The organism is Bacillus sp. R45 (assembly GCF_021729365.1).
In the GTDB taxonomy this organism is placed as follows: Bacteria; Bacillota; Bacilli; order Bacillales; family Bacillaceae; genus Bacillus; species Bacillus velezensis.
Genome location: NZ_CP091421.1, coordinates 550,800 through 570,216 on the forward strand (window position 1 = coordinate 550,800; position 19,417 = coordinate 570,216).

21 protein-coding genes and 1 riboswitch are annotated in these 19,417 nt (G+C 47.5%); of the genes, 14 read left to right on the forward strand and 7 right to left on the reverse strand.

Going from position 1 to position 19,417, the window contains the following annotated elements:
• Positions 1–40: 40 nt before the first annotated feature.
• The gene (locus L3V45_RS02895) at positions 41–1,252 is read left to right on the forward strand and encodes a Bcr/CflA family efflux MFS transporter (protein WP_003156055.1); all 1,212 of its coding nucleotides are present in this window, start codon (positions 41–43) and stop codon (positions 1,250–1,252) included.
• A gap of 28 nt (positions 1,253–1,280) precedes the next feature.
• Here the strand turns inward: L3V45_RS02895 and fabF are convergent, their stop codons facing one another.
• Positions 1,281–2,516, reverse strand: a complete 1,236-nt coding sequence (gene fabF / locus L3V45_RS02900; protein WP_043866871.1) for a beta-ketoacyl-ACP synthase II — start codon at positions 2,514–2,516, stop codon at positions 1,281–1,283.
• 108 nt (positions 2,517–2,624) lie between these two features.
• On the opposite strand from fabF, the gene L3V45_RS02905 reads away from it, so the two are divergent.
• A complete protein-coding gene (locus L3V45_RS02905; protein ID WP_007409314.1) occupies positions 2,625–3,464 on the forward strand; it encodes a helix-turn-helix transcriptional regulator in 840 nt (279 codons plus the stop codon).
• A 40-nt stretch (positions 3,465–3,504) separates the two neighbouring features.
• Here the strand turns inward: L3V45_RS02905 and L3V45_RS02910 are convergent, their stop codons facing one another.
• Together L3V45_RS02910 and L3V45_RS02915 are read right to left on the reverse strand one after the other, a co-directional pair.
• Positions 3,505–4,248 (reverse strand): sulfite exporter TauE/SafE family protein, encoded by a 744-nt coding sequence (locus tag L3V45_RS02910; protein ID WP_003156052.1) that lies wholly within the window; start codon positions 4,246–4,248, stop codon positions 3,505–3,507.
• 158 nt (positions 4,249–4,406) lie between these two features.
• On the reverse strand, positions 4,407–4,865 hold the full coding sequence (locus tag L3V45_RS02915) for a GNAT family N-acetyltransferase (RefSeq protein WP_003156050.1): 459 nt from the start codon (positions 4,863–4,865) through the stop codon (positions 4,407–4,409).
• Between the two features lie 131 nt (positions 4,866–4,996).
• On the opposite strand from L3V45_RS02915, the gene L3V45_RS02920 reads away from it, so the two are divergent.
• The 4 genes from L3V45_RS02920 (at position 4,997) to L3V45_RS02935 (ending at position 8,495) form a co-directional block, all read left to right on the forward strand.
• Positions 4,997–5,818: a MerR family transcriptional regulator gene (locus L3V45_RS02920; RefSeq protein ID WP_003156048.1), complete on the forward strand. Its 822-nt coding sequence runs from the start codon at positions 4,997–4,999 to the stop codon at positions 5,816–5,818.
• 215 nt (positions 5,819–6,033) lie between these two features.
• On the forward strand, positions 6,034–6,906 hold the full coding sequence (locus L3V45_RS02925) for a DMT family transporter (RefSeq protein WP_069473170.1): 873 nt from the start codon (positions 6,034–6,036) through the stop codon (positions 6,904–6,906).
• 153 nt (positions 6,907–7,059) lie between these two features.
• Positions 7,060–7,677 carry an NUDIX hydrolase gene (locus tag L3V45_RS02930; protein WP_236837242.1) on the forward strand — a complete coding sequence of 206 codons (618 nt, stop codon included), beginning with the start codon at positions 7,060–7,062 and terminating at the stop codon, positions 7,675–7,677.
• Positions 7,678–7,712: 35 nt separating this feature from the next.
• Positions 7,713–8,495, forward strand: a complete 783-nt coding sequence (locus L3V45_RS02935) for a class I SAM-dependent methyltransferase (protein ID WP_024084950.1) — start codon at positions 7,713–7,715, stop codon at positions 8,493–8,495.
• 46 nt (positions 8,496–8,541) lie between these two features.
• Here the strand turns inward: L3V45_RS02935 and L3V45_RS02940 are convergent, their stop codons facing one another.
• A complete protein-coding gene (locus L3V45_RS02940; RefSeq protein ID WP_236837243.1) occupies positions 8,542–9,600 on the reverse strand; it encodes a tartrate dehydrogenase in 1,059 nt (352 codons plus the stop codon).
• A 182-nt stretch (positions 9,601–9,782) separates the two neighbouring features.
• Between L3V45_RS02940 and L3V45_RS02945 the strand changes: the two genes are divergently transcribed.
• Positions 9,783–10,469: a GntR family transcriptional regulator gene (locus L3V45_RS02945; RefSeq protein WP_003156038.1), complete on the forward strand. Its 687-nt coding sequence runs from the start codon at positions 9,783–9,785 to the stop codon at positions 10,467–10,469.
• Between the two features lie 140 nt (positions 10,470–10,609).
• On the forward strand, positions 10,610–11,803 hold the full coding sequence (locus L3V45_RS02950) for a macrolide family glycosyltransferase (RefSeq protein ID WP_025853703.1): 1,194 nt from the start codon (positions 10,610–10,612) through the stop codon (positions 11,801–11,803).
• Between the two features lie 57 nt (positions 11,804–11,860).
• Here L3V45_RS02950 and L3V45_RS02955 read toward each other — a convergent pair whose 3' ends face one another.
• A complete protein-coding gene (locus L3V45_RS02955; protein ID WP_003156035.1) occupies positions 11,861–12,115 on the reverse strand; it encodes a hypothetical protein in 255 nt (84 codons plus the stop codon).
• A 233-nt stretch (positions 12,116–12,348) separates the two neighbouring features.
• On the opposite strand from L3V45_RS02955, the gene L3V45_RS02960 reads away from it, so the two are divergent.
• A complete protein-coding gene (locus tag L3V45_RS02960; RefSeq protein WP_003156033.1) occupies positions 12,349–12,618 on the forward strand; it encodes a hypothetical protein in 270 nt (89 codons plus the stop codon).
• A gap of 136 nt (positions 12,619–12,754) precedes the next feature.
• Positions 12,755–14,113 (forward strand): beta-lactamase family protein, encoded by a 1,359-nt coding sequence (locus tag L3V45_RS02965; RefSeq protein ID WP_236837244.1) that lies wholly within the window; start codon positions 12,755–12,757, stop codon positions 14,111–14,113.
• A 52-nt stretch (positions 14,114–14,165) separates the two neighbouring features.
• Here the strand turns inward: L3V45_RS02965 and L3V45_RS02970 are convergent, their stop codons facing one another.
• Complete coding sequence (locus L3V45_RS02970; protein WP_003156030.1) at positions 14,166–14,339, reverse strand: hypothetical protein; 174 nt, start codon at positions 14,337–14,339, stop codon at positions 14,166–14,168.
• Between the two features lie 196 nt (positions 14,340–14,535).
• Between L3V45_RS02970 and L3V45_RS02975 the strand changes: the two genes are divergently transcribed.
• Positions 14,536–15,102, forward strand: coding sequence for a YdhK family protein (locus L3V45_RS02975; RefSeq protein WP_052587386.1), 567 nt, complete (start codon positions 14,536–14,538; stop codon positions 15,100–15,102).
• A gap of 51 nt (positions 15,103–15,153) precedes the next feature.
• Here L3V45_RS02975 and L3V45_RS02980 read toward each other — a convergent pair whose 3' ends face one another.
• Entirely contained in the window at positions 15,154–16,314 is a 1,161-nt protein-coding gene (locus L3V45_RS02980) for an MFS transporter (RefSeq protein ID WP_015388619.1), read from the reverse strand.
• A 54-nt stretch (positions 16,315–16,368) separates the two neighbouring features.
• A riboswitch (purine riboswitch) is annotated at positions 16,369–16,468 on the reverse strand.
• Positions 16,469–16,646: 178 nt separating this feature from the next.
• Between L3V45_RS02980 and L3V45_RS02985 the strand changes: the two genes are divergently transcribed.
• The 3 genes from L3V45_RS02985 (at position 16,647) to L3V45_RS02995 (ending at position 19,375) form a co-directional block, all read left to right on the forward strand.
• Positions 16,647–17,363, forward strand: coding sequence for a GntR family transcriptional regulator (locus L3V45_RS02985; protein WP_014304459.1), 717 nt, complete (start codon positions 16,647–16,649; stop codon positions 17,361–17,363).
• A gap of 121 nt (positions 17,364–17,484) precedes the next feature.
• Entirely contained in the window at positions 17,485–18,171 is a 687-nt protein-coding gene (locus tag L3V45_RS02990; RefSeq protein WP_003156026.1) for a FadR/GntR family transcriptional regulator, read from the forward strand.
• Positions 18,161–19,375 carry a CynX/NimT family MFS transporter gene (locus tag L3V45_RS02995; RefSeq protein ID WP_014304460.1) on the forward strand — a complete coding sequence of 405 codons (1,215 nt, stop codon included), beginning with the start codon at positions 18,161–18,163 and terminating at the stop codon, positions 19,373–19,375. Before L3V45_RS02990 ends, L3V45_RS02995 begins: the two co-directional genes overlap by 11 nt.
• Positions 19,376–19,417 lie beyond the last annotated feature (42 nt).

Consider the following 19,417-nt stretch of genomic DNA (forward strand, 5'->3'; position numbering starts at 1 on the left):
AAATGTTTTGAGAGATTGACAAAGGAAAGGTGGGAACGATATGCTGCATAATCCGACCGGTAAGGAGCGGCTTGCGCTGGCTTTTCTTCTCGGAATGCTTGCGATACTGGGGCCGCTCAATATAGATATGTATCTGCCGAGTTTCCCTGAAATCGCCGAAGATTTAAGCGCCCGCGCTTCGCTTGTCCAGCTCAGTTTAACCGCTTGTCTGATCGGACTGACAATCGGACAGGTTGTTGTCGGCCCGTTAAGTGACGCGAAGGGAAGAAGAAAACCGTTATTGCTATGTATTTTTTTATTTGCTTTGTTTTCTCTGTTTTGCGCGCTTGCACCGAACATTTCAACACTGGTGATTGCCCGTTTTCTTCAAGGATTCACCGCTTCGGCGGGACTCGTTTTATCCCGTGCAATCGTCAGAGATGTGTTTACGGGAAGAGAACTTTCTAAATTTTTCTCGCTGCTGATGGTCATTACCGCCGTCGCGCCGATGGTGGCGCCGATGACGGGAGGCGCGATTTTATTGCTTCCGTTTGCATCATGGCATACGATTTTTCTGTTTTTAACCTTTATCGGGTTTTTGCTTGTTCTCATCATTGCGCTCAAGCTGACAGAAACCCTGCCGCCGGAAAAGCGGATTCCGAGCTCCATCGGAAATTCCGTGCGGACAATGGGAAGCCTGCTGAAGGATCGGTCATTTATCGGCTATGCGCTGACGGTCGGTTTTATTCACGGCGGGAGCTTTGCGTATGTCTCCGGAACGCCTTTCGTGTATCAGGATATTTACGGAGTATCGCCTCAGGTATTCAGTGTTTTATTCGGCATAAACGGTCTGGCGATCATTACCGGAAGCTTTATCATCGGCCGTTTCGGCGGGATCATTCACGAAAAAAGCCTGCTGAAAATCGGCGTGATTACAGCGATGACGGCGACTGCCGTTCTGCTCGTCATGACGATCATTCACGGACCGCTGGCGGCACTGGTGATTTCCATTTTTATTTATATGATTACGATCGGCATGACGCTGACAAGCACCTTTACATTGGCGATGGAAAAGCAGGGACACCGCGCGGGAAGCGCAAGCGCACTGCTCGGCATGCTTCCGCTTCTTCTCGGTTCCATCGTGTCGCCGCTTGTGGGGATGAATGAAGCGACGGCCGTGCCGATGGGGGCAATTATGTTCACGACATCCGTTATCGGTTCCATCGCTTTTTTTGCCTTAACAACAAAACCGGAGAAAGCAAAAAAGGAGTGAAATGATTCACTCCTTTTTTTGATGCCCGCTATTCATATTTCTTCAGCACGATCGCCGAATTATGTCCGCCAAAGCCGAATGAGTTGGAAAGGCCGATCGTTAACGATTGATGGCGGGGCCCGTCTGACACATAGTCCAAATCACATGCCGAATCAGGGTGCTGCAGATTGATCGTCGGCGGGATGATGCCGTGTCTCAGGCTTTCTGTCAGAGCGATGGCTTCAACGCCGCCTGCCGCGCCAAGCATGTGGCCGAGCATTGATTTGTTGGCCGTAACCGGAATGTCATACGCAAGCTCCCCGAATAATGTTTTGATTGCCAATGTTTCAGAAAGATCTCCGGCTTTTGTGCTTGTCGCGTGGGCGCTTACGACATCAATGTCTTCCGCTGAAACGTTCGCCTTTTTCAAAGCATTTTTCATCGCCAGGTATGCGCCCGTCCCTTCCGGATGGGAGGCCACCATATGATACGCGTCAGAGCTTGCGCCGTAGCCGAGCACCTCACAGAGGATCGGGGCGTTTCTGCCGATTGCGCTATCCAATGATTCCAATACTAAGATGCCCGCGCCTTCACTCATGACAAACCCATCGCGATCAGCGTCAAACGGCCGGCTTGCCGCGGCGGGGTCTTCGTTTCTCGCTGACAGCGCGTGGGCATTGCCGAAGCTGGCTAATGACAAATTCGTAATCGCCGCTTCCGCTCCCCCGGCAAACATAATATCTGCGTCATCATTCCGAATGGCGTTGAATGCTTCCCCGATCGACGTATTGCCGATGGAACACGCGGTGACGGGAGAAAGTGAGGGGCCGAGCGCGCCTAATCTGATGCTGATTTGAGCGGCGGCCGCGTTTGAGATCATCATGGGGACAAGGCTCGGGCTCACTTTTCGCGCTCCCCGTTCATTTAAAGTATGAACGTTATCAATCAAAGTCGTGATGCCGCCGATTCCCGAGCCGACGTACACGCCGAGGCGTTCACGGTCAATCTGATCGAGCTGAATCCCGGAGCTTTCAAGCGCCTGTTCCGCTGCCGCTAAAGCAAACTGGCTGAAACGGTCAAGCCGTCTCGCTTCTTTTCTGCCCCATCTTTCTTCTGCGTCAAAATCACGGACGGTGCCGGCTATTTTTGTCTTGGAGCCGGAGACATCAAACGAATCGATGAGAGAAATTCCCGATGTTCCTTCCGTCAGGTGTTTCCAAAATGTATGCACATCATTGCCGAGAGGTGAAATCACTCCCATTCCGGTGATCACAACTCTTTTCATGGTCATTCCTCCTTCGGTATGTATTTATTGTAACTCGCAATTATCCTATTACAAGTTGTTGATTATCCTAGTATAATGAATACCAGGGTAAGAGAGGAGAGATTCGGTATGATACCAGAAGGAAGATTGCAGGCGCTCTCAGAGTTTTTAAAAACGCAGCGGGCCAAAATTTCTCCGCAGATGGCCGGGCTGCCGATGGGCACACGGAGAAGAACGCCCGGGCTCCGAAGAGAAGAGGTCGCGCAATTAGCAGGCGTAAGCACCACGTGGTATACGTGGCTGGAGCAGGGCAGAGACATTAAAGTGTCCGCAGCCGTATTGGACGCGGTTTCCGATGCGCTGCAGCTCAACAAAGATGAGAGAAATTATTTATACGCGCTTGCCATTGAGGAGGGCGTGAAGCAGCCGTTTGCCGCGGAGGAAGAAGCGGTTATCAGCCCGTCGCTTTCAAAAATCCTGCAGGAGCTCCGTTATTGTCCCACCATTATCTCGGACAGGCGCTGTCATATCGTGGGATGGAATCAGGCCGCGGCTCACGTGTTTTTAGATTTTGAACAAATTCCTCCTGAAAAACGGAATCTCATAGAGCTATTGTTTTCCAGAAAAGAATTAAGAAGTTTAGCTGTGAACTGGGAGCACTTTGTGAAAGGATTCATCGCCATTTTCAGAACGTACTACGGCCAGTATGTAGCTGATACGTGGTATTCTCAGTTTATAGAAGAAATGGAGAAAACGTATTCGGAATTTCATACGCTGTGGAATGAGAGCGAAGTCAGCTCGGCACCCGAAGTATTAATTGAGTTCCGCCACGCGAAGGCGGGAAAAATGGTCTTTAACCTGACTTCATTTCAGGTTCAGGGCAACAGTGATCTGCGCTGCAGTGTGTATACGCCGGTAGATCATACCGAAACGGAAGCAAAGCTGAAAAAGCTCTTCGAAAACAGGTGAAGAACAGAAAAAACGGGAGGCGGCCGCCTCCCGTTTCAGTTTAAAATAAAAGCATGAGACCGGCGATGGCCGGTGTTAAAAAGATGGCTGATTTCAGAATGACTTTCGGCACGTGGTTGGTGAATTTCGCTCCGACATATGCGCCGCACATCGTGCCGATCAGCACTTTGACCAACAGTATATAATCGACAAATCCTTCCGTCACATAACCGAGTCCTCCGCCGACCGCAAGCGGGATAATGACAAGCATGGTGGTGCCGACCGACTGGCGGATGGATAAGCGCAAAAGAATCATTAAGCCGATCTGGATGAAAGGGGCAGAGCCGATCCCGAACGTTCCGGACAAGATTCCTGCGATGATACCGAGTACAACGGCTTTCACCCATATGTTCAGATTGCTTTGCCGTCCGGAATCTTCATGTGTTTCTTTTACAATAAATAACCGGACTAAAATAAGCAGAGCGGATAAAAACAGCATGCCCGCCGTCAAGTAATGCAGCAAATCTGCAGGGATAAGGGAAGTAAGCCTTGCCCCGAAAAACGAACCGAATGCCGCAAAAACGCCGACGATGAGGCCGATTTTCATCTGAATATTGCCTTCACGGTAGTGGCTGAAAGCCCCCGATAAACTTGTGAAAGCCATTCCGGCGAGGGAGGTGCCCAAAGCCGTATGAATCGGTACGTGAAACAGTATAGTTAAAAGTGCAATGACAAAACCGGCTCCCCCCGCGCCGATAAACCCTAGAATAATCCCGAGAAGGAACATAACGAGTATAATAAGCACAATCTTCTCCTCCATTTAGATGCCTGATCACCATGTTCAGATCCGCTTTATCAGGTTTTTAACAATCGATCGTCGTCCGTCGACCGTCGTCCATTATCTTTATGTTACCTCAAATTTGAGGGATTGGCAAGAAGCCGAATCGCTTTTATACAGAGGGTTTACAGCTCTTTCACCATCACTTTTTCCCCGTTTGAGTCCAGCTCTCCATTGAATAAGAAGCCGAATTTTTGATAAAGCCGCAATGCGTGCACGTTATCTTCAAACAGACTTAAATAAATCCGTCTGCACTCATATATTCGAACGAGATGGCGGATAAGGGCATCAAGCAACAGCCTGCCCAATCCACGTCCCTGATAACGTTCATCAATAAAAAAACGGTCAAGCCACACTCTGCCGTTTTCATTTTCCTCATCATATTCCGGAAACCATCCGTACATGGCAAAGCCGACTAATTCCCCGTTAACATAAAGACCGGCCGGCTGATAATGCCGGCAATCCTCAGCATCTTGTAAGCACTCTTCCGCGGTTTCAATAAATGAAGTCTGGCTTTCCCTTACATGAAGCGCCAGTATATCAGCACGGTTTTCTTCCGTGACTGCTCTGATTTCAATCGTCATACTTGATACTCCTCTTCTGCTTTTTCTGAGACGGTAAAGCTTTCATTGCGTAAGCCATTTGTGAATCAGCCTTCTCTCGGATACAATGATCATCATAAAGGATATGGTTACCGTATAGTCAAGGAGGCATTATGAGCGAAGACGTCAGAAAATACTTCACAACGGGTGAATTTGCAAAACTGTGCCACGTAAAAAAACAAACCCTGTTCCATTATGACGAGATCGGCCTGCTTTCTCCGGAAATCAAAAAAGCGAACGGATACAGATACTATTCCTATCATCAATTCGAACTGTTCCAGGTTATCGGTCTGTTTAAGGAGGTCGGCGTGCCCTTGAAGCAGATCAAACCGCTCTTAACAGACAAAACCCCTGAGGGTATCATCACGCTTTTAAAAGAGAAATCATCAGAAATCGAAAGCAAAATCAAAAAGCTGGAGCACCTGCAAAGAATGATTCAGACAAAGGTGAAGCTGACCGAACAAGCTTTGGAGACAGACTTCTCCTCCGTCTCATTGCAGCGATTAGATGAAGAGACACTTATGATAGGACGACCCGTACTCCATTTGCCAGAACGGCAATACACTGCGGCCATTTCCGAATTGATCCGCTATATGCGGGTACATGAACTCGATCAGGGGCATCCGGTCGGCGGACTGTTTGCGCGGGAGCAGATTCTGAAAAAAGAATTCTACAACTACACCCATTTTTATATGAAGACAGAAGAAGGCATAGAGAATAGAGACCTCCATATCAAGCCGAAAGGGCTTTATGCCGTCGGGTACCAAATAGGGGATGAAGCGGAAGCGGCTTACCGCAGCATCATGCAGTTTATTGAAGAGTATGGGCTGGAAATGGGCGATTATGCATATGAAGAATATATGCTTGATGAGGTTGTGGCGGATGGGTTTGACAATCAGATCACAAGAATCCAGCTGCAAGTCCGCAATCGATAAAGCCGATGCCGCCGTTCGTTTACGTCTTCTGACAAACCTTGTATAATGAGAAAAATCAGATTGCAATTGAGGTGAAAAACGATATGTTTCTAGCACCCTTATTTGAACATGATGTACCGGCAGCACTTCTCCGCCCTTAATGGAGGAAAGTGACTGCGCTTCTCTCCGTTAGGGCATATGACGTGACCTAATATGATAACGGAGGGTGCATCAAATTGAAAAATACATTGTTCGGTTCGATTTATTTGGCATTGGCCGCCAGTATCTGGGGCGGTATGTATGTCGTCGTTAAAGTAGTGGTAGCGGTCATTCCGCCGCTTGAACTGGTATGGCTGAGATATGCGGTGGCGCTTCTTTCGCTTTTGATTCTCAGTTTATTTACACGCCAATCCTGGAAAGTTCATAAACGTGATTTATTACTGATCGCTGCGATCGGATTGATCGGCAACACGATTTCGATCGTCACGCAGGAAATCGGCACGAAATTATCAACCGCGCAGATGGGTGCGATTATTACAGCATCCACTCCCGCATTTATGGTTGTATTTGCCCGGCTGATTTTGAAAGAACGGTTAACGCTGAAAAAAGGAATATCGATAGGGCTGGCGACGATCGGAGTATTGCTCATTGTGGGGAACGGAGATCTCAATATGTCGAGCCAGTTCGGCGGTCTCTCGCTTCTGGCTGCGGCGCTGACATGGGCTTTGATGTCCGTGCTGATGAAACGGGTTCCCGGCCATTACTCACCGCTTGTCGTCACAACGTATTCCATTTGCGTCGCATTTGTCATCCTGACCCCGTTTACAGCGGGCCCGCTTCGGGAGATTCCTTTGTCTCAGCTTGCCCGGCCTGAGATAGGGGGCGGACTTTTATATCTGGGTGTGATCTCAACCGCCTGCGCGTTCATGCTTTGGAATCGCGGATTGCAATTGCTGAATGCGGCAAGCGGCGGTCTGTTTTTCTTCTTTCAGCCGCTTTCCGGGACATTGCTCGGCTGGCTGCTGCTGGGAGAGACGATCGGAGGAACCTTCTGGATCGGGGCGGCCCTTATTGTTTCAGGCGTCGTTCTCGTCATGAAAGAAAAATAGAAAATGAAAAAAAGCCATTCAGCAAATGAATGGCTTTTTCTGATTTCCCGGCAGGATTCGCTCCGCCATAAACAGAAAACAAGGAGCAGAAACGGGGTACTCTCAAGGTGCAATTCGGGTTTCGTTTAATTAACATAACGGGCGGTGGAAAAAATGGAGCCAAAATGGCTTGAATGGGCAAAACAGCTTCAATCCGCGGCGCAAGCGGGGCTGGCTTATTCCAAAGACATATATGATATTGAGAGATTTGAAGAAATAAGAAAAATAAGCGTGGATATCATGGCGCAACATACCGGCATCGACAAAAGCATCATCAAAGACGTATTCGCCGGTGACACGGGCTATCCCACTCCGAAAGTTGATATCAGAGCGGCAGTTTTTAAAGATCAGAGCATATTAATGGTAAGAGAGAAAAGCGACGGCAGATGGGCGCTGCCGGGCGGATGGGCTGATATCGGGATTTCACCGGGCGAGACCGCTGTCAAAGAAGTAAAAGAGGAGTCGGGAATCGACGTAAAGCCCGTTAAACTGTTAGCTGTAATGGATAAGAAATGCCATTCCCACCCGCCGTCCGCCGCCCACGTTTACAAAGTGTTTATCCGATGCGAGATCATCGGCGGCCGGCTCAGGGAGGGAACGGAAACAAGCGCGGCCGGCTTTTTTGCGGAAACGGAACTGCCGCCGCTATCTGAAGCCCGCAATACGGAAAGTCAGATTAAAAAGATGTTCGCATATCTCAAACATCCGGACGAACCCGTTTATTTTGATTAAGGCAGCAAGCAGAAAGAAAAGGGGGCCCAAGTATAATGGAGGATTCAATTAAACAGCAGGCGCAGCGGCAATTTGCTAAAAACGCCGCGAAATATGTGACTAGTCCCGGATACGCCGCAGGAGAGGATTTGGCATATCTCATTTCAGCTTCCGGTGCCGAAAAGCATATGGACGTGCTGGATATCGCGACGGGAGGCGGACATACGGCTAACGCTCTCGCTCCTCTCGTACGCTCTGTTATCGCATATGACCTCACGGAAGAAATGTTAGCAGCCGCTGAAGCATTTATAACCGGAAACGGATGGACGAACGTGTCATTCGAAAAAGGCGATGCTGAAAAGATGCCGTTTTCCGATGCTGCTTTCGATATCGTCACATGCAGAATCGCGGCGCATCATTTTCCCGATGTCAGAGCCTTTGTTCATGAAGCGTTTCGGGTTGTCAAACCGGGCGGCAGACTGCTTCTCATTGACAATACCGCACCTGAAAAGGATGAATATGACCATTTTTATAATGACATTGAAAAGAAACGGGATCAGAGCCACTTTCGGGCGTGGAAAAAAACAGAATGGCTTCGTTTTCTGGAGACAGCCGGCTTCCGGATTGAATCCGCTGTCTGCTTTTTGAAACCATTTCAATTTACCGTCTGGTGTGAACGGGCAAGCCTGACTGAAGAGAAAGCCGCATTACTGGAAAAACAGATGCTGGATGCTCCTTGTGATATACAGCGGTTTTTTTCTGTAGAAAAGGATCAATCAGGCCGTATTGCGGGCTTCACAGGTGAATCGGCCTGTTTCTGCGCGCTCCGTCCCGTCTGAGACGAAAAAACCGCTGTGCAGTTTTCCTGCCCGCGGTTTTTTCGTATTATCTGTTCTTGATTTGAGAAATAATAGCGGAAGTGACATCTTCCGTTGAATGTTTTCCGCCGGCATCAGGAGTCAGAATACCGCTGTTTGTGACCGTTTCAATAGATTGTAAGAGGAGATGGCCCAGTTCCTCTTCTCCGAATGAATCGAGCATTAATTTCGCCGTCCATATTTGGCCGATAGGATTGGCTATTCCTTTTCCGACAATATCCGGGGCGGAGCCGTGAACAGGCTCAAACATGGAAGGATATTTGCCGTTTACATTGATGTTGGCTGCGGGAGCGATTCCGACGCTTCCCATAATCGCCGCGCCGATATCTGTCAGCACATCTCCGAACAGATTCGAAGCGACAATGACATCAAAGCGTTCGGGCTGCGTGACAAAGAAGGCCGCCAGTGCATCGATGTGCTGGGAATCCGTCTCGATCCCGGCGTACTCCCGGCTGACCTCTTTAAAGATGTCATCCCAGAACGGCATCGAGTGAACAATACCGTTTGATTTCGTCGCGCTTGTGACGTGTTTCCGCCGACTTGCCGCCAGTTCGAAAGCATACCGCATCACTCTTTCTGTACCCCGGCGGGAAAAGACCGCGTTTTGTATGGCGATTTCGTCCTCACCCTGATAAATTCTGCCGCCGACAGAGCTGTACTCGCCCTCACTGTTTTCGCGGACGACTATCAGATCAAAATCTTTCGGGTTTACGAGGGGGGAAGTGATTCCCGGCAGGAGCTTCGCCGGCCGTACATTAATCACCTGTTCAAATTCCCGGCGTATCTTGATGAGCAGCCCCCACAGCGAAACATGATCGGGGACGAGTTTTTGATTCCCCACCGCTCCCAAAAACAAAGCATCAAAGTGCTGTAACGTTTCTAATCCATCATCCGGCATCATAGTCCCGTGCTCCAAGTAATACTCGCAGCTCCACGGAAATGAAGTGAAATCAAAGGCAATGCCTCCATGTAATTCGGCGATCGCGTTCAACACCCGCTCCGCTTGCGGAACGACTTCTTTCCCCACACCGTCCCCCGGTATGCCGGCAATCTTGTATGTTTTCATGTTTCCGTCACCTCTGAATGAATTGTTTTCGGTTTACGGAAGACCGTCGACCGTCGTTCGCTATAATTCCATATTACGCCACCTCCGTTATGCTGACAAGCTCTGGAATGTTGCTTCCATAGATAAACTGTTATATGATCTTGGTAACAATAAGGCCTAAATTGTATGAAGAGGTAGGAAAGATGGATAATTTTAAATTAGATAAGCCAATCCCGTATTATCTGCAGTTTTATTCCCAATTGAAAAAAATGATATTTGACGGGATTTTTAAACCGGGTGAACGGCTGAATGAGACTCAGCTGGCGAAGGATTTCGGAGTCAGCCGGTCGCCGGTCAGAGAAGCCATGCGGCTCCTTGAAAAGGACGGGCTTCTGACGGCAGACGATCGAAACGGCTTTGTCATTTATTCTTTGTCCGTTAAGGATGTTGAAGAGATTTATCAAATCAGAATGTCACTTGAATCATTGGCGGTCGAACTGGTTATTGATGAAGCGGCTGAGAGTGAAATTGACCTCATTGAAAAACAGCTGCGGGAGACGGAAGAAGCCATCAATAAAGGCGTCAAAGAGACTGAGATTATTTCCTTAAACGAGTCGTTTCATCGGCTCCTTGTGGATTTCAGCCGCAACAGCCGGCTGGCCATGCTGCTTGAGCATGTCAATGTGCTGATTCATTTTTGCAGAGTTCTTAATTTTAAAGGAGATGACCGTGCGGAAGTGATCTTACATGAGCACCGGAAAGTCTTTGAAGAAATAAAAAAGGGCGATAAAACAAAAGCCGTGCAATATATGACGGAGCATCTCAAGCATGATGAAGAACATCTGAAAGGTGTGCTCAAAGCGGGAGAAACAGACGCATCATCACGATAGACAAGGTGAAAAGCCTTGTCTTTTTTTGCCGATGTCATCGAACCGTCATAAAGACCTGACGAATGTTCCTTGCATGATTTTTTCCGCGTCATTTATGATAGATATGGAAGAGACGCAAAAAAGGCAAAGGAGTTTGAAAAATGGCGAAACATATTCTGATGATCAATTTTCCCGCAGAAGGACACGTAAACCCGACTTTGGGTATGACAAAGGCCTTCAGCGAACGGGGCGATCACGTTCATTATATCTCAACGGAAAAATACAAAAGCAGACTGGAAGGAGTAGGAGCGAAAGTTCATCTTCACAGCGATCTGCTCAGAATGACACCCATTGATCCCGGCAGTCCGTCCGGCATACTTGCATTTTTAAAGGTTCATATCAAAACGTCACTGGAGATTTTACATATTGTGCAGCGGCTGGCAGAGGACATTCAATTCGACGCCGTCTATTATGATAAATTCGGTGCGGGAGAGCTGGTGCGGGATTATCTCAACATTCCCGGCATCTCTTCTTCAGCATCCTTCCTGTTCAATGAAGACCGTCTGAAAATACTGCCGCTCCATCCGGAATCGGGCGTGCCGTTTCAGCCGGACAGGGAATGTGAAGAGCTGTTGGCCGAGATGAAAGACAAATACGGTGTCGCCCCTGACAGCATGGTTCAATTTATGAACAACACAGGTGAATTGAACGTCGTCTATACAAGCAGATATTTTCAGCCCGAAAGTGAGACATTCGGAGATGAGTATTTATTTATCGGTCCGAGTTTTCCGAAGAGAAAAGGGCGCGTCGACTTCCCGATAGACTCATTAAAGAATGAAAAAGTCATTTATATTTCAATGGGAACGGTGCTCGGGGACACGGAAGCGTTTTTCAATCTGTGCATAGACGCGTTCTCAGATTTTGAAGGAAAAGTAGTCATTGCCGCCGGGGAAAAAGCCGATCTGTCGAAAATCAAACAGGCGCCGGAAAACTTTATCATCGCCCCGTACGTGCCGCAGCTTGAAGTGCTTGAGCAGGCCGATGTGTTTGTCACGCATGGCGGAATGAACAGTGTAAATGAAGGCATTCATTATCAAGTGCCGCTGGTCGTTATTCCGCATGATAAAGACCAGCCGATGGTTGCGCGCCGCCTGACTGAATTGGATGCAGGCTGTACAGTGCAAAAAGATGAAGTGAGCGCTGAAAAGGTAAAGCTTGCCGCGGAAGAAGTGCTGCATAACGGAAAATACAAACAAGGCATTCAAGCCATTAATGAAAGCTTTAAAGAATGTATGGACATGAAGGATGTTTTGGCCCGGATCGACCGGTTTATTGAACAAAAACATGCTCAATAATACATGGAAAAAGCCTGTTTCCTCTGCCAAAGGGAAACAGGCTTTTTATAATGGCTTTTAGATGATGTGATGTTCTTCATTTGCAAGTTTCACAAGAGTCAGAAGAGATTCTGCCTCATGTGCGTTGAGTGTTTTTGCCAGACGGTCTTTTTCAAAGATCTGCTGGCCGAAGACATTCACTGACGCCTGGTCAACCGCCGTGTGCCAGTTCTTTTGTGAATGATTCTCGGAAAAAGAGAAAACAAACACGGCAAAGACCGCTATAAGCATCGCCATGACCCAAAATTTTTGCCGATTTCCTGCTGCTGACATAGGCCGCCTCCTAACGTTCATTTTACTGGTATTAGATCATATATGAGCTGTTTTTCATAGAGTAAAGAAGTCATTATTTCAGGTAGTCCAAATGAAACGGAGCACAGCCGAAAGCCCGCCGGTCAGGCCGATGAGCCAATTCATATTTTGTTCATATTTTATTAAAAGTTTATCCAAGCCTGTCCTTTACAGTGGATATAACCATAAAACGCTGCTGAAAGGGGCCTTGAAAAATGCATATTCATATGATCAACAAAAACCAGTTTGAGAGTGACTTGGAGGCGGCCGGCTTCATCCGTCAGGCAGATGATATTATCGGCAAAATGAAAGAATACGTAACGGAATACGCCTCTTCATCCGAACGGTTTCTGATTGAAATTCAAACCGTCATGAACGAATACAAAGCCGTCATCTGTGCGATGTTTTCGACTATGGAAATTGCCGGTGCAAAAAAAGACGAGAAGCATGTTGAGTTCGAAGCCTGCACAGTGTTGTGCGAATAAAAGACCTTCATTAAACCTCCGCGGCTGCCTGAACGGCAGTTTACTGACTGGTGTTCCGGGCAGGAAAAATATTGAAACTTCTAAAGCGGCTGTTCGTATAAAAGAGTAAATCAGCTTGTATATGGAGGTTCGTGAAATGAACGATAAGAAAAAACAAGCTTTTGAACAGCTTTTCAGCACTTTAGACGAAAGACATGAAATAAACGGAGCTGTATTGGCAGCGGAAAACGGCCGCATCTTATATCAGGGTTCATTCGGCGCTGCGGAACTGAAAACAAAGAGGATGCTGAATGACCAATCGGTCTTTGAATTGGCCTCAGTATCGAAGCCGTTTACAGCTTTAGGCGTTATCATTTTAGAGCAGCGAGGGAAGCTGCGTTATGACGATATGATAGAGCGGTGGCTTCCTGATTTTCCTTATCCGGGCATTACCATTCGGCATTTACTCCATCATACGTCAGGATTGCCGGACTATATGGAGTTATTTTTAACACATTGGGACCGGGACAGAATTGCCGTTAATCAAGATGTGATCGATATGCTTAAGCAGCATAAACCGGATGCTTATTTCCCGCCGGGCAAGGAGTGGCTATACAGTAATACGGGGTATGCGGTGTTAGCGGTTATTATAGAAATTGTATCAGGCATGAGTTTTGCTGAATTTATGAAACAAGCCGTATTTCATCCGCTTCGTATGCACGATACGCGGATTTATAACAGAAGGCTGAGTAAAGAAAACATTCCGAACTATGCATATGGCTATGTGTATGATGTTCATTCCGGAGAATATGTGCTGCCGGATGAACTTGAGGAAACCGATTATGTCGTCTTTCTTGACGGGATTCAAGGTGACGGAACCGTTAACTCCACTATTAGAGATTTATATCTGTTTGATCAGGCTCTTTATAAGGAAGAAATCATCGGCAAAGAGTCTAAAGATCAAGCGTTTACACCGGGCTATTGGAATGAAGAAGAGCAATTCGGATACGGATTTGGCTGGATGATTCAAAACAGCCCCCAAAAAGGAAAGGTTATCAGTCACGACGGAGGCTGGCCGGGCTATTCAACTCTGATGATCCGGTATATTGACCAGAACAAAACACTGATTTATCTCAGCAATATGGAACAATCGTATCAATTTGAACAAGCTGTGATTGCCGCGGCCGTAAACATCTTATTTGATCAGCCGTACGTGATTCCGAAACGTCCGGCGGATCAGAAAAAAGCAGATATCGATCCTGCGATTTACAGCAGATTTACCGGCAATTACTCATTTCAGGATGACACACATGCATCGGTGACGGTAAAAGAAAACCGATTGTATCTTGCAATAGACGGGCAGACACCATTTGAATTATTCCCAATGACGGAAACCCGTTATTTTGTCAGGGCGCTGCCGCTTGAAATTGAATTTGCAGGTGATAAAGCACATACTGCCCCGCATTTCGTTTTATATCAGGACGGCACAGAAGAAACGGCTTTGCGGATAGACTGAGTGACATGCAAAACAAAACCGCCGTCCTGAGAAGACGGCGGTAATAGAAAAGTCAAACCCCTTTAATGACGCGAAATTTTCTTTTCGGCTCTGACATAAATATAGAAGAAAAAATCATAGCTCCGACCATTGTGATGTATTCCATATAAAGCGAAACTTCTGCCAAAACCAACCCCGCAATCATTAAAACAGCGCCCAATACCACCGCAAAAACCTTCGTTTTCATGATGAGTTCCCCCTATTATCTGATAATTAAATTATACTGCATCTCTATTAATGTGTACATTTTGTGAACAATTTCACCTGATAAAAGGCAATAAAGAGAGAGTTGAAGAATTAGGAGAAATGACAGGCCATCTTTTTGTTTTACCGAAGAAACGAAAGGGAAAATGAAAAATCAAAAAGGCAAAGGAGTTCTTGAAATGAAAGCGAGACTATTTTTATTCAGCATGTTTCTCCTGATCCCCGTTCTGGTGCTTGCCGGATGCAACGGCCAATCTTCAGGAGGAAGCGAAAAAGCGAAAGACAAAGAAACGCACTCTCACGAAGACATGAATCACTCAGGTTCATCCGAGGTGCCGAAAGGTTTAAAGAAAGCCGAAAATCCGACTTATAAAGTCGGCAGTGACGTCATGATTTTAGCTTCTCATATGAAAGGCATGAAAAATGCGCAAGGAACCGTAAAAGGTGCTTATGATACAACGGTTTACAGTGTATCTTACACTCCGGAAACGGGAGGAAAGCGCGTCGAAGATCACAAATGGGTCATTCAGGAAGAGCTGAAGGGCGCCGGTGATAAAACGTTAAAACCGGGTGACAAGGCCGTGATCGAGGCATCCCATATGAAAGGCATGAAGGGTGCCGAAGCCGTTATTGATTCAGCCAAAAAGACAACCGTTTATATGGTCGACTATACACCGACTGACGGCGGCCAAAAAGTAACCAATCATAAATGGGTGACAGAAGACGAGCTTGCTGCCGCAAAATAAAAAGACCGCCAAAGCCGAAGGAACTCCTTTGGCTTTTTTGCGGTCTCACATTTATGCGGATTTTCTTTTCAAGGCAGGTCTCGTTAAAGAGAATACAGCTAACGCGACAGCGATAATGACAATCAAACCGCCGCACCAGGCTGTTGCTGTGACAGAACCGGTTTGTCCGATCACGCCGCCGCCGATGGCTGACCCGAGCGCGATGCCGATCTGCAAAGCGGACGTGTTGAAGCTTTGCTGAATATCGGAAGACTCAGGCGCAATTTTGATTAAATAGCTTTGCTGCGCCGGCGCAAGGCTCCAGCTGAGCAATCCCCAGATCACCATCGCAGGCAGGAAAATGATTAAAGAAACCGTTGTCAGCGGAAGAATAAACAGGATCAGAGCGAAAGAAACGGTCACAAGCATGATGCTTTTAAATGCTCCTAAACGGTCATACAGCCAGCCTCCGAACGGGCCGCCGCATACCGCTGACAGACCGAACAAAAAGTAGCATACACTGACCCAAACGGAACTCAAATGAAGCGTTCTTTCCAAAAAAGGCGCAAAGTAGGCATAGAGTGTGTAATGCCCCGCCAATGTAAACAAGGTGACAAGGTGTGCGCTGGCAATTTTGGCGGTCCCGATCGTCTTGATCTGCTCACGAAACGGAATCATTTTTTCAGCAGGTATTTTTTCGAAAAAGACGCTGATAATCAGCATGGAAATGAGAGATAATACGCCGATTCCCAAGAACAGAACACGCCATCCGAAGGCATTGCTGATGATAATGCCGACAGGCACGCCTAAAGCGATTGCGGAGCTGAACCCCATGAAAATGATGCCGATCGCCCGCGCTCTGTATTCAGGCGCCACGATTTTAGGAGCAATCGTTAAAGAAAGGACGACAATCAGCCCTGTGCTCATGGAAGCGAGCACCCGTGACACCATAAGAACGGCGAAATTGGGACTGAAATAAGCGACCAGATTACTTAGGAAGAAAATAAACAGTGCGATTAAATAAAGCCGCTTTCGTTCAGCCTTTGCCGTCACTGCCAAAAGCAGCGGGCCGGATACCGCGTAACCGAGCGCAAACACGCTGATCAGCTGCCCCGCGCTGACAATGGATATATCTAAGTCGGAAGCGATTTGCGGAAGAATACCGCCCACAATTAATTCAACCAATCCGACTGCGATGGTAGATGCTGCAAGCAGAAATACTTTGAAATTCATGTACAGATACTCCTTTTTTTATTTTTTAGAAAATAAAAAATCCTGATTACAAAAAGTGTACGGGACAATTTTTGTAATCAGGATTTTACGGTTCCTGGTAGACACCCTCAAACCATATCATTGAGGTTATACAATATATTGCAATATTCGGTTGTGTCCGTTTCTGCAAAAAATTCTACCATAATAGTGAGGGAGATTCCATAGAAAATTCGAGGAAATCCTTTCAATTTCAATATCGGCGGCTGTAACGTCATTGATGAAGCAGGGAAAAAAATTTATGATAACCGTAAGGAGTCTATACAGATCAAACATTACACAGCCGGAGGAAACCGATGAATAAGTACGAAAAAATCGCCAACGAAATGAGAAAGAGGATTAAAAGCAGTGTATATGACATAGATCAGCCGATCCCGGATGAAAAGACGCTCGCTGCGGAGTTCGGGTGCAGCCGGATGACGATGAAGCGGGCGCTTGATACACTTGCGGCTGAAGGGATGCTTTTCAGAAAAAGAGGGCACGGCACATTTATCATTCAATCAGCCATGCAGGATGAGCACGTTCACGTAGTCAGCAACGAAATTCTCGGCTTAAGCAATTTGTTAAAAGGCAAAAATATCAAGAGCAAGGTCATCCGGTTTGAAGTGCAGTTTCCGTCTCAAGATGTCGCCGCACATTTGGCTATCGATGAAAAGACTCCCGTCTATTATGTAGTGAGGCTCAGAATCGTTGAAGGCGAACCGTACGTTCTTGAAAAAACGTACATGCCGGCGAGCCTTATACCCGGCATTAATGACGAGGTGCTCAACCATTCCATCTACGATCATATTACGCGGGGATTGCAGCTCAAAATCGCGGGCACACACAGAAAAATCAGAGCGTGCAAGTCGGATGATATGGATCAGCAATATCTCGGCTGCCGGCCGGATGACCCGATACTTGAAGTCGAGCATGTAGGCTTTTTGGACAACGGCACTCCCTTTGAATATTCATTTTCCCGCCACCGTCATGACAAGTTTGTCGTGACCTCAGTCAATATAAAACGTTCATAAAAGCGCCGAAGAGTGAGAGAAAAACTCACTCTTTTTTTGTTGCCGCTGATTTACATCGTCGCTTCTTTTATGTTATATTACCCAATGATAGAATCATCCTACAAATTTCAGAGGTGTTTTGATGGAGATATCCAAAACAAGCAGACTGTCGCTCGTAGAACAAGTGGTGGCGCAAATTGAATCGTTAATTCAATCGGATAAATGGCCGGTCGGGACGCGCATTCCCCCTGAGCTGGATTTAATGAAGCAATTTGATGTGAGCCGAAACACGTTGCGTGAGGCCATTCGGGCGCTCGTACATGCCGGCCTGCTTCAGACAAGGCAGGGGAGCGGTACGTATGTCAGCTCATCCAGTGTTCTCGGCGCGGCATTTTACCGCCATATTAAAAAATCAAATTTGCTTGAAACATTAGAAGTCAGATACGCACTCGAAAGAGAAGCTGCACGATTGGCGGCGGAAAGGCGTAATGACGAAGACCTGAAAGCACTGAAGGCATGCTTGGATGAATGTGAAGCGGCCTTGCAAAATGAAGATCGAAAACGGTATGCCGAAGCCGACATTAAGCTGCACAAAACAATTGTACAGGCGGCCCATAACAATATGCTTTCTGATCTATACGAGCATATGACGGAGGCGCTTTGTGCGTCAGTCCATAACCTGTTGGAAATCACCCCTGCTATCCGGATCCACACCCAGCTTGCCGCCGCAATTATCGGACAGAAACCGGATCAGGCCATGGAGGCCGTCAACCAATACATCACAGTATTTAAAGATACAATACACATGGAGGATGAACATGAAAATTAAAGACGAACATCAAGTTCTGCAAGCAAGTCAGCGTAAAAAACTGATATTGCTGGTCATCGGAGTCATATTGATAGGGGCCAACCTCAGAGCGCCTCTGACATCGGTCGGACCGCTCGTTTCCTCAATTCGGGACAGCCTCGGCATGACCAATGCGGCTGCCGGCACCATTACGACAGTGCCGCTTTTGGCCTTTGCATGTCTGTCGCCGTTTGTTCCTTTATTGTCCCGGCGCTTCGGGACCGAGATTGTCTTACTGTCATCATTAATTGTCCTGACAGCCGGAACTCTGCTGCGCTCCATCGCCGGAATCGGCACTCTCTTTTTCGGAACGATCCTGTTGGGATTGTCGATCGCCGTATGCAACGTCCTGCTGCCGAGTCTCATTAAACATAAGTTTCCCGGAAATTTAGGCATCATGACCGGCGTCTACTCGGTTTCTATGAATCTGTGCGGCGCGATTGCATCCGGCATCAGCGTGCCGATCGCCTCTTCAGCGGGGGTAGGCTGGAAAGGCGCGCTCGGCTGCTGGGCTATCCTTTCTTTTATTGCGTTCGTCATGTGGATTCCGCAAATGCGAGGACGCGAACTGCCCGTCCGCACGACTGGGACAAACGGAGAGAAAAAAAACAGTCTGATGCGGTCTCCGCTGGCTTGGAAGGTAACGATGTTCATGGGGCTGCAATCCCTTATTTTTTACACCGTCATCGCTTGGCTGCCGGAAATTCTTCAGCAGAATGGACTCAGCTCAAGTAAGGCGGGATGGATGCTTTCATTAATGCAATTCTCAGTCCTGCCGATTACTTTTATCGTGCCGATCGCTGCCGCTAAAATGAAAAATCAGCGCGCACTCGCCGGACTGACGGCTTTATTTTTCCTTATCGGCATTGCCGGCGTTCTTTTCGGAAGCCCGGCTCTCACTCCGCTATGGGTCATTTTGATCGGAATTGCGGGAGGCTGTGCGTTCAGTCTGGCGATGATGTTCTTCAGCCTGCGGACCCGGCATGTTCATGAAGCCGCGGCGCTTTCCGGCATGGCCCAGTCATTCGGATACCTGCTTGCTGCGTTCGGGCCGCTTGTATTCGGTTTGCTGCATGACATCACGCACGGCTGGACGGTTCCGTTATTCATGCTGATCGCAGTCTCTGTTCTGATTTTCATTTTCGGAGTCGGAGCGGGAAAAGCGGAACAGATCAAAACAGCATAAAAAAACAAAGGGCCCGCTTAGGGTCCTTTGTTTTTTATTTAA

What these genes read in the sequence shown, in the direction of transcription:
- L3V45_RS02955 (WP_003156035.1), bottom strand. Translation starts at nt 12,115, where the DNA reads ATGTCAGCAGCAGGAAATCGGCAAAAATTTTGGGTCATGGCGATGCTT.
- L3V45_RS02990 (WP_003156026.1), top strand. Translation starts at nt 17,485, where the DNA reads ATGGAGATATCCAAAACAAGCAGACTGTCGCTCGTAGAACAAGTGGTG.
- L3V45_RS02940 (WP_236837243.1), bottom strand. Translation starts at nt 9,600, where the DNA reads ATGAAAACATACAAGATTGCCGGCATACCGGGGGACGGTGTGGGGAAA.
- L3V45_RS02985 (WP_014304459.1), top strand. Translation starts at nt 16,647, where the DNA reads ATGAATAAGTACGAAAAAATCGCCAACGAAATGAGAAAGAGGATTAAA.
- fabF (WP_043866871.1), bottom strand. Translation starts at nt 2,516, where the DNA reads ATGAAAAGAGTTGTGATCACCGGAATGGGAGTGATTTCACCTCTCGGC.
- L3V45_RS02960 (WP_003156033.1), top strand. Translation starts at nt 12,349, where the DNA reads ATGCATATTCATATGATCAACAAAAACCAGTTTGAGAGTGACTTGGAG.
- L3V45_RS02915 (WP_003156050.1), bottom strand. Translation starts at nt 4,865, where the DNA reads ATGACGATTGAAATCAGAGCAGTCACGGAAGAAAACCGTGCTGATATA.
- L3V45_RS02930 (WP_236837242.1), top strand. Translation starts at nt 7,060, where the DNA reads ATGGAGCCAAAATGGCTTGAATGGGCAAAACAGCTTCAATCCGCGGCG.
- L3V45_RS02920 (WP_003156048.1), top strand. Translation starts at nt 4,997, where the DNA reads ATGAGCGAAGACGTCAGAAAATACTTCACAACGGGTGAATTTGCAAAA.
- L3V45_RS02975 (WP_052587386.1), top strand. Translation starts at nt 14,536, where the DNA reads ATGAAAGCGAGACTATTTTTATTCAGCATGTTTCTCCTGATCCCCGTT.
- L3V45_RS02995 (WP_014304460.1), top strand. Translation starts at nt 18,161, where the DNA reads ATGAAAATTAAAGACGAACATCAAGTTCTGCAAGCAAGTCAGCGTAAA.
- L3V45_RS02950 (WP_025853703.1), top strand. Translation starts at nt 10,610, where the DNA reads ATGGCGAAACATATTCTGATGATCAATTTTCCCGCAGAAGGACACGTA.
- L3V45_RS02895 (WP_003156055.1), top strand. Translation starts at nt 41, where the DNA reads ATGCTGCATAATCCGACCGGTAAGGAGCGGCTTGCGCTGGCTTTTCTT.
- L3V45_RS02980 (WP_015388619.1), bottom strand. Translation starts at nt 16,314, where the DNA reads ATGAATTTCAAAGTATTTCTGCTTGCAGCATCTACCATCGCAGTCGGA.
- L3V45_RS02965 (WP_236837244.1), top strand. Translation starts at nt 12,755, where the DNA reads ATGAACGATAAGAAAAAACAAGCTTTTGAACAGCTTTTCAGCACTTTA.
- L3V45_RS02935 (WP_024084950.1), top strand. Translation starts at nt 7,713, where the DNA reads ATGGAGGATTCAATTAAACAGCAGGCGCAGCGGCAATTTGCTAAAAAC.
- L3V45_RS02945 (WP_003156038.1), top strand. Translation starts at nt 9,783, where the DNA reads ATGGATAATTTTAAATTAGATAAGCCAATCCCGTATTATCTGCAGTTT.
- L3V45_RS02970 (WP_003156030.1), bottom strand. Translation starts at nt 14,339, where the DNA reads ATGAAAACGAAGGTTTTTGCGGTGGTATTGGGCGCTGTTTTAATGATT.
- L3V45_RS02905 (WP_007409314.1), top strand. Translation starts at nt 2,625, where the DNA reads ATGATACCAGAAGGAAGATTGCAGGCGCTCTCAGAGTTTTTAAAAACG.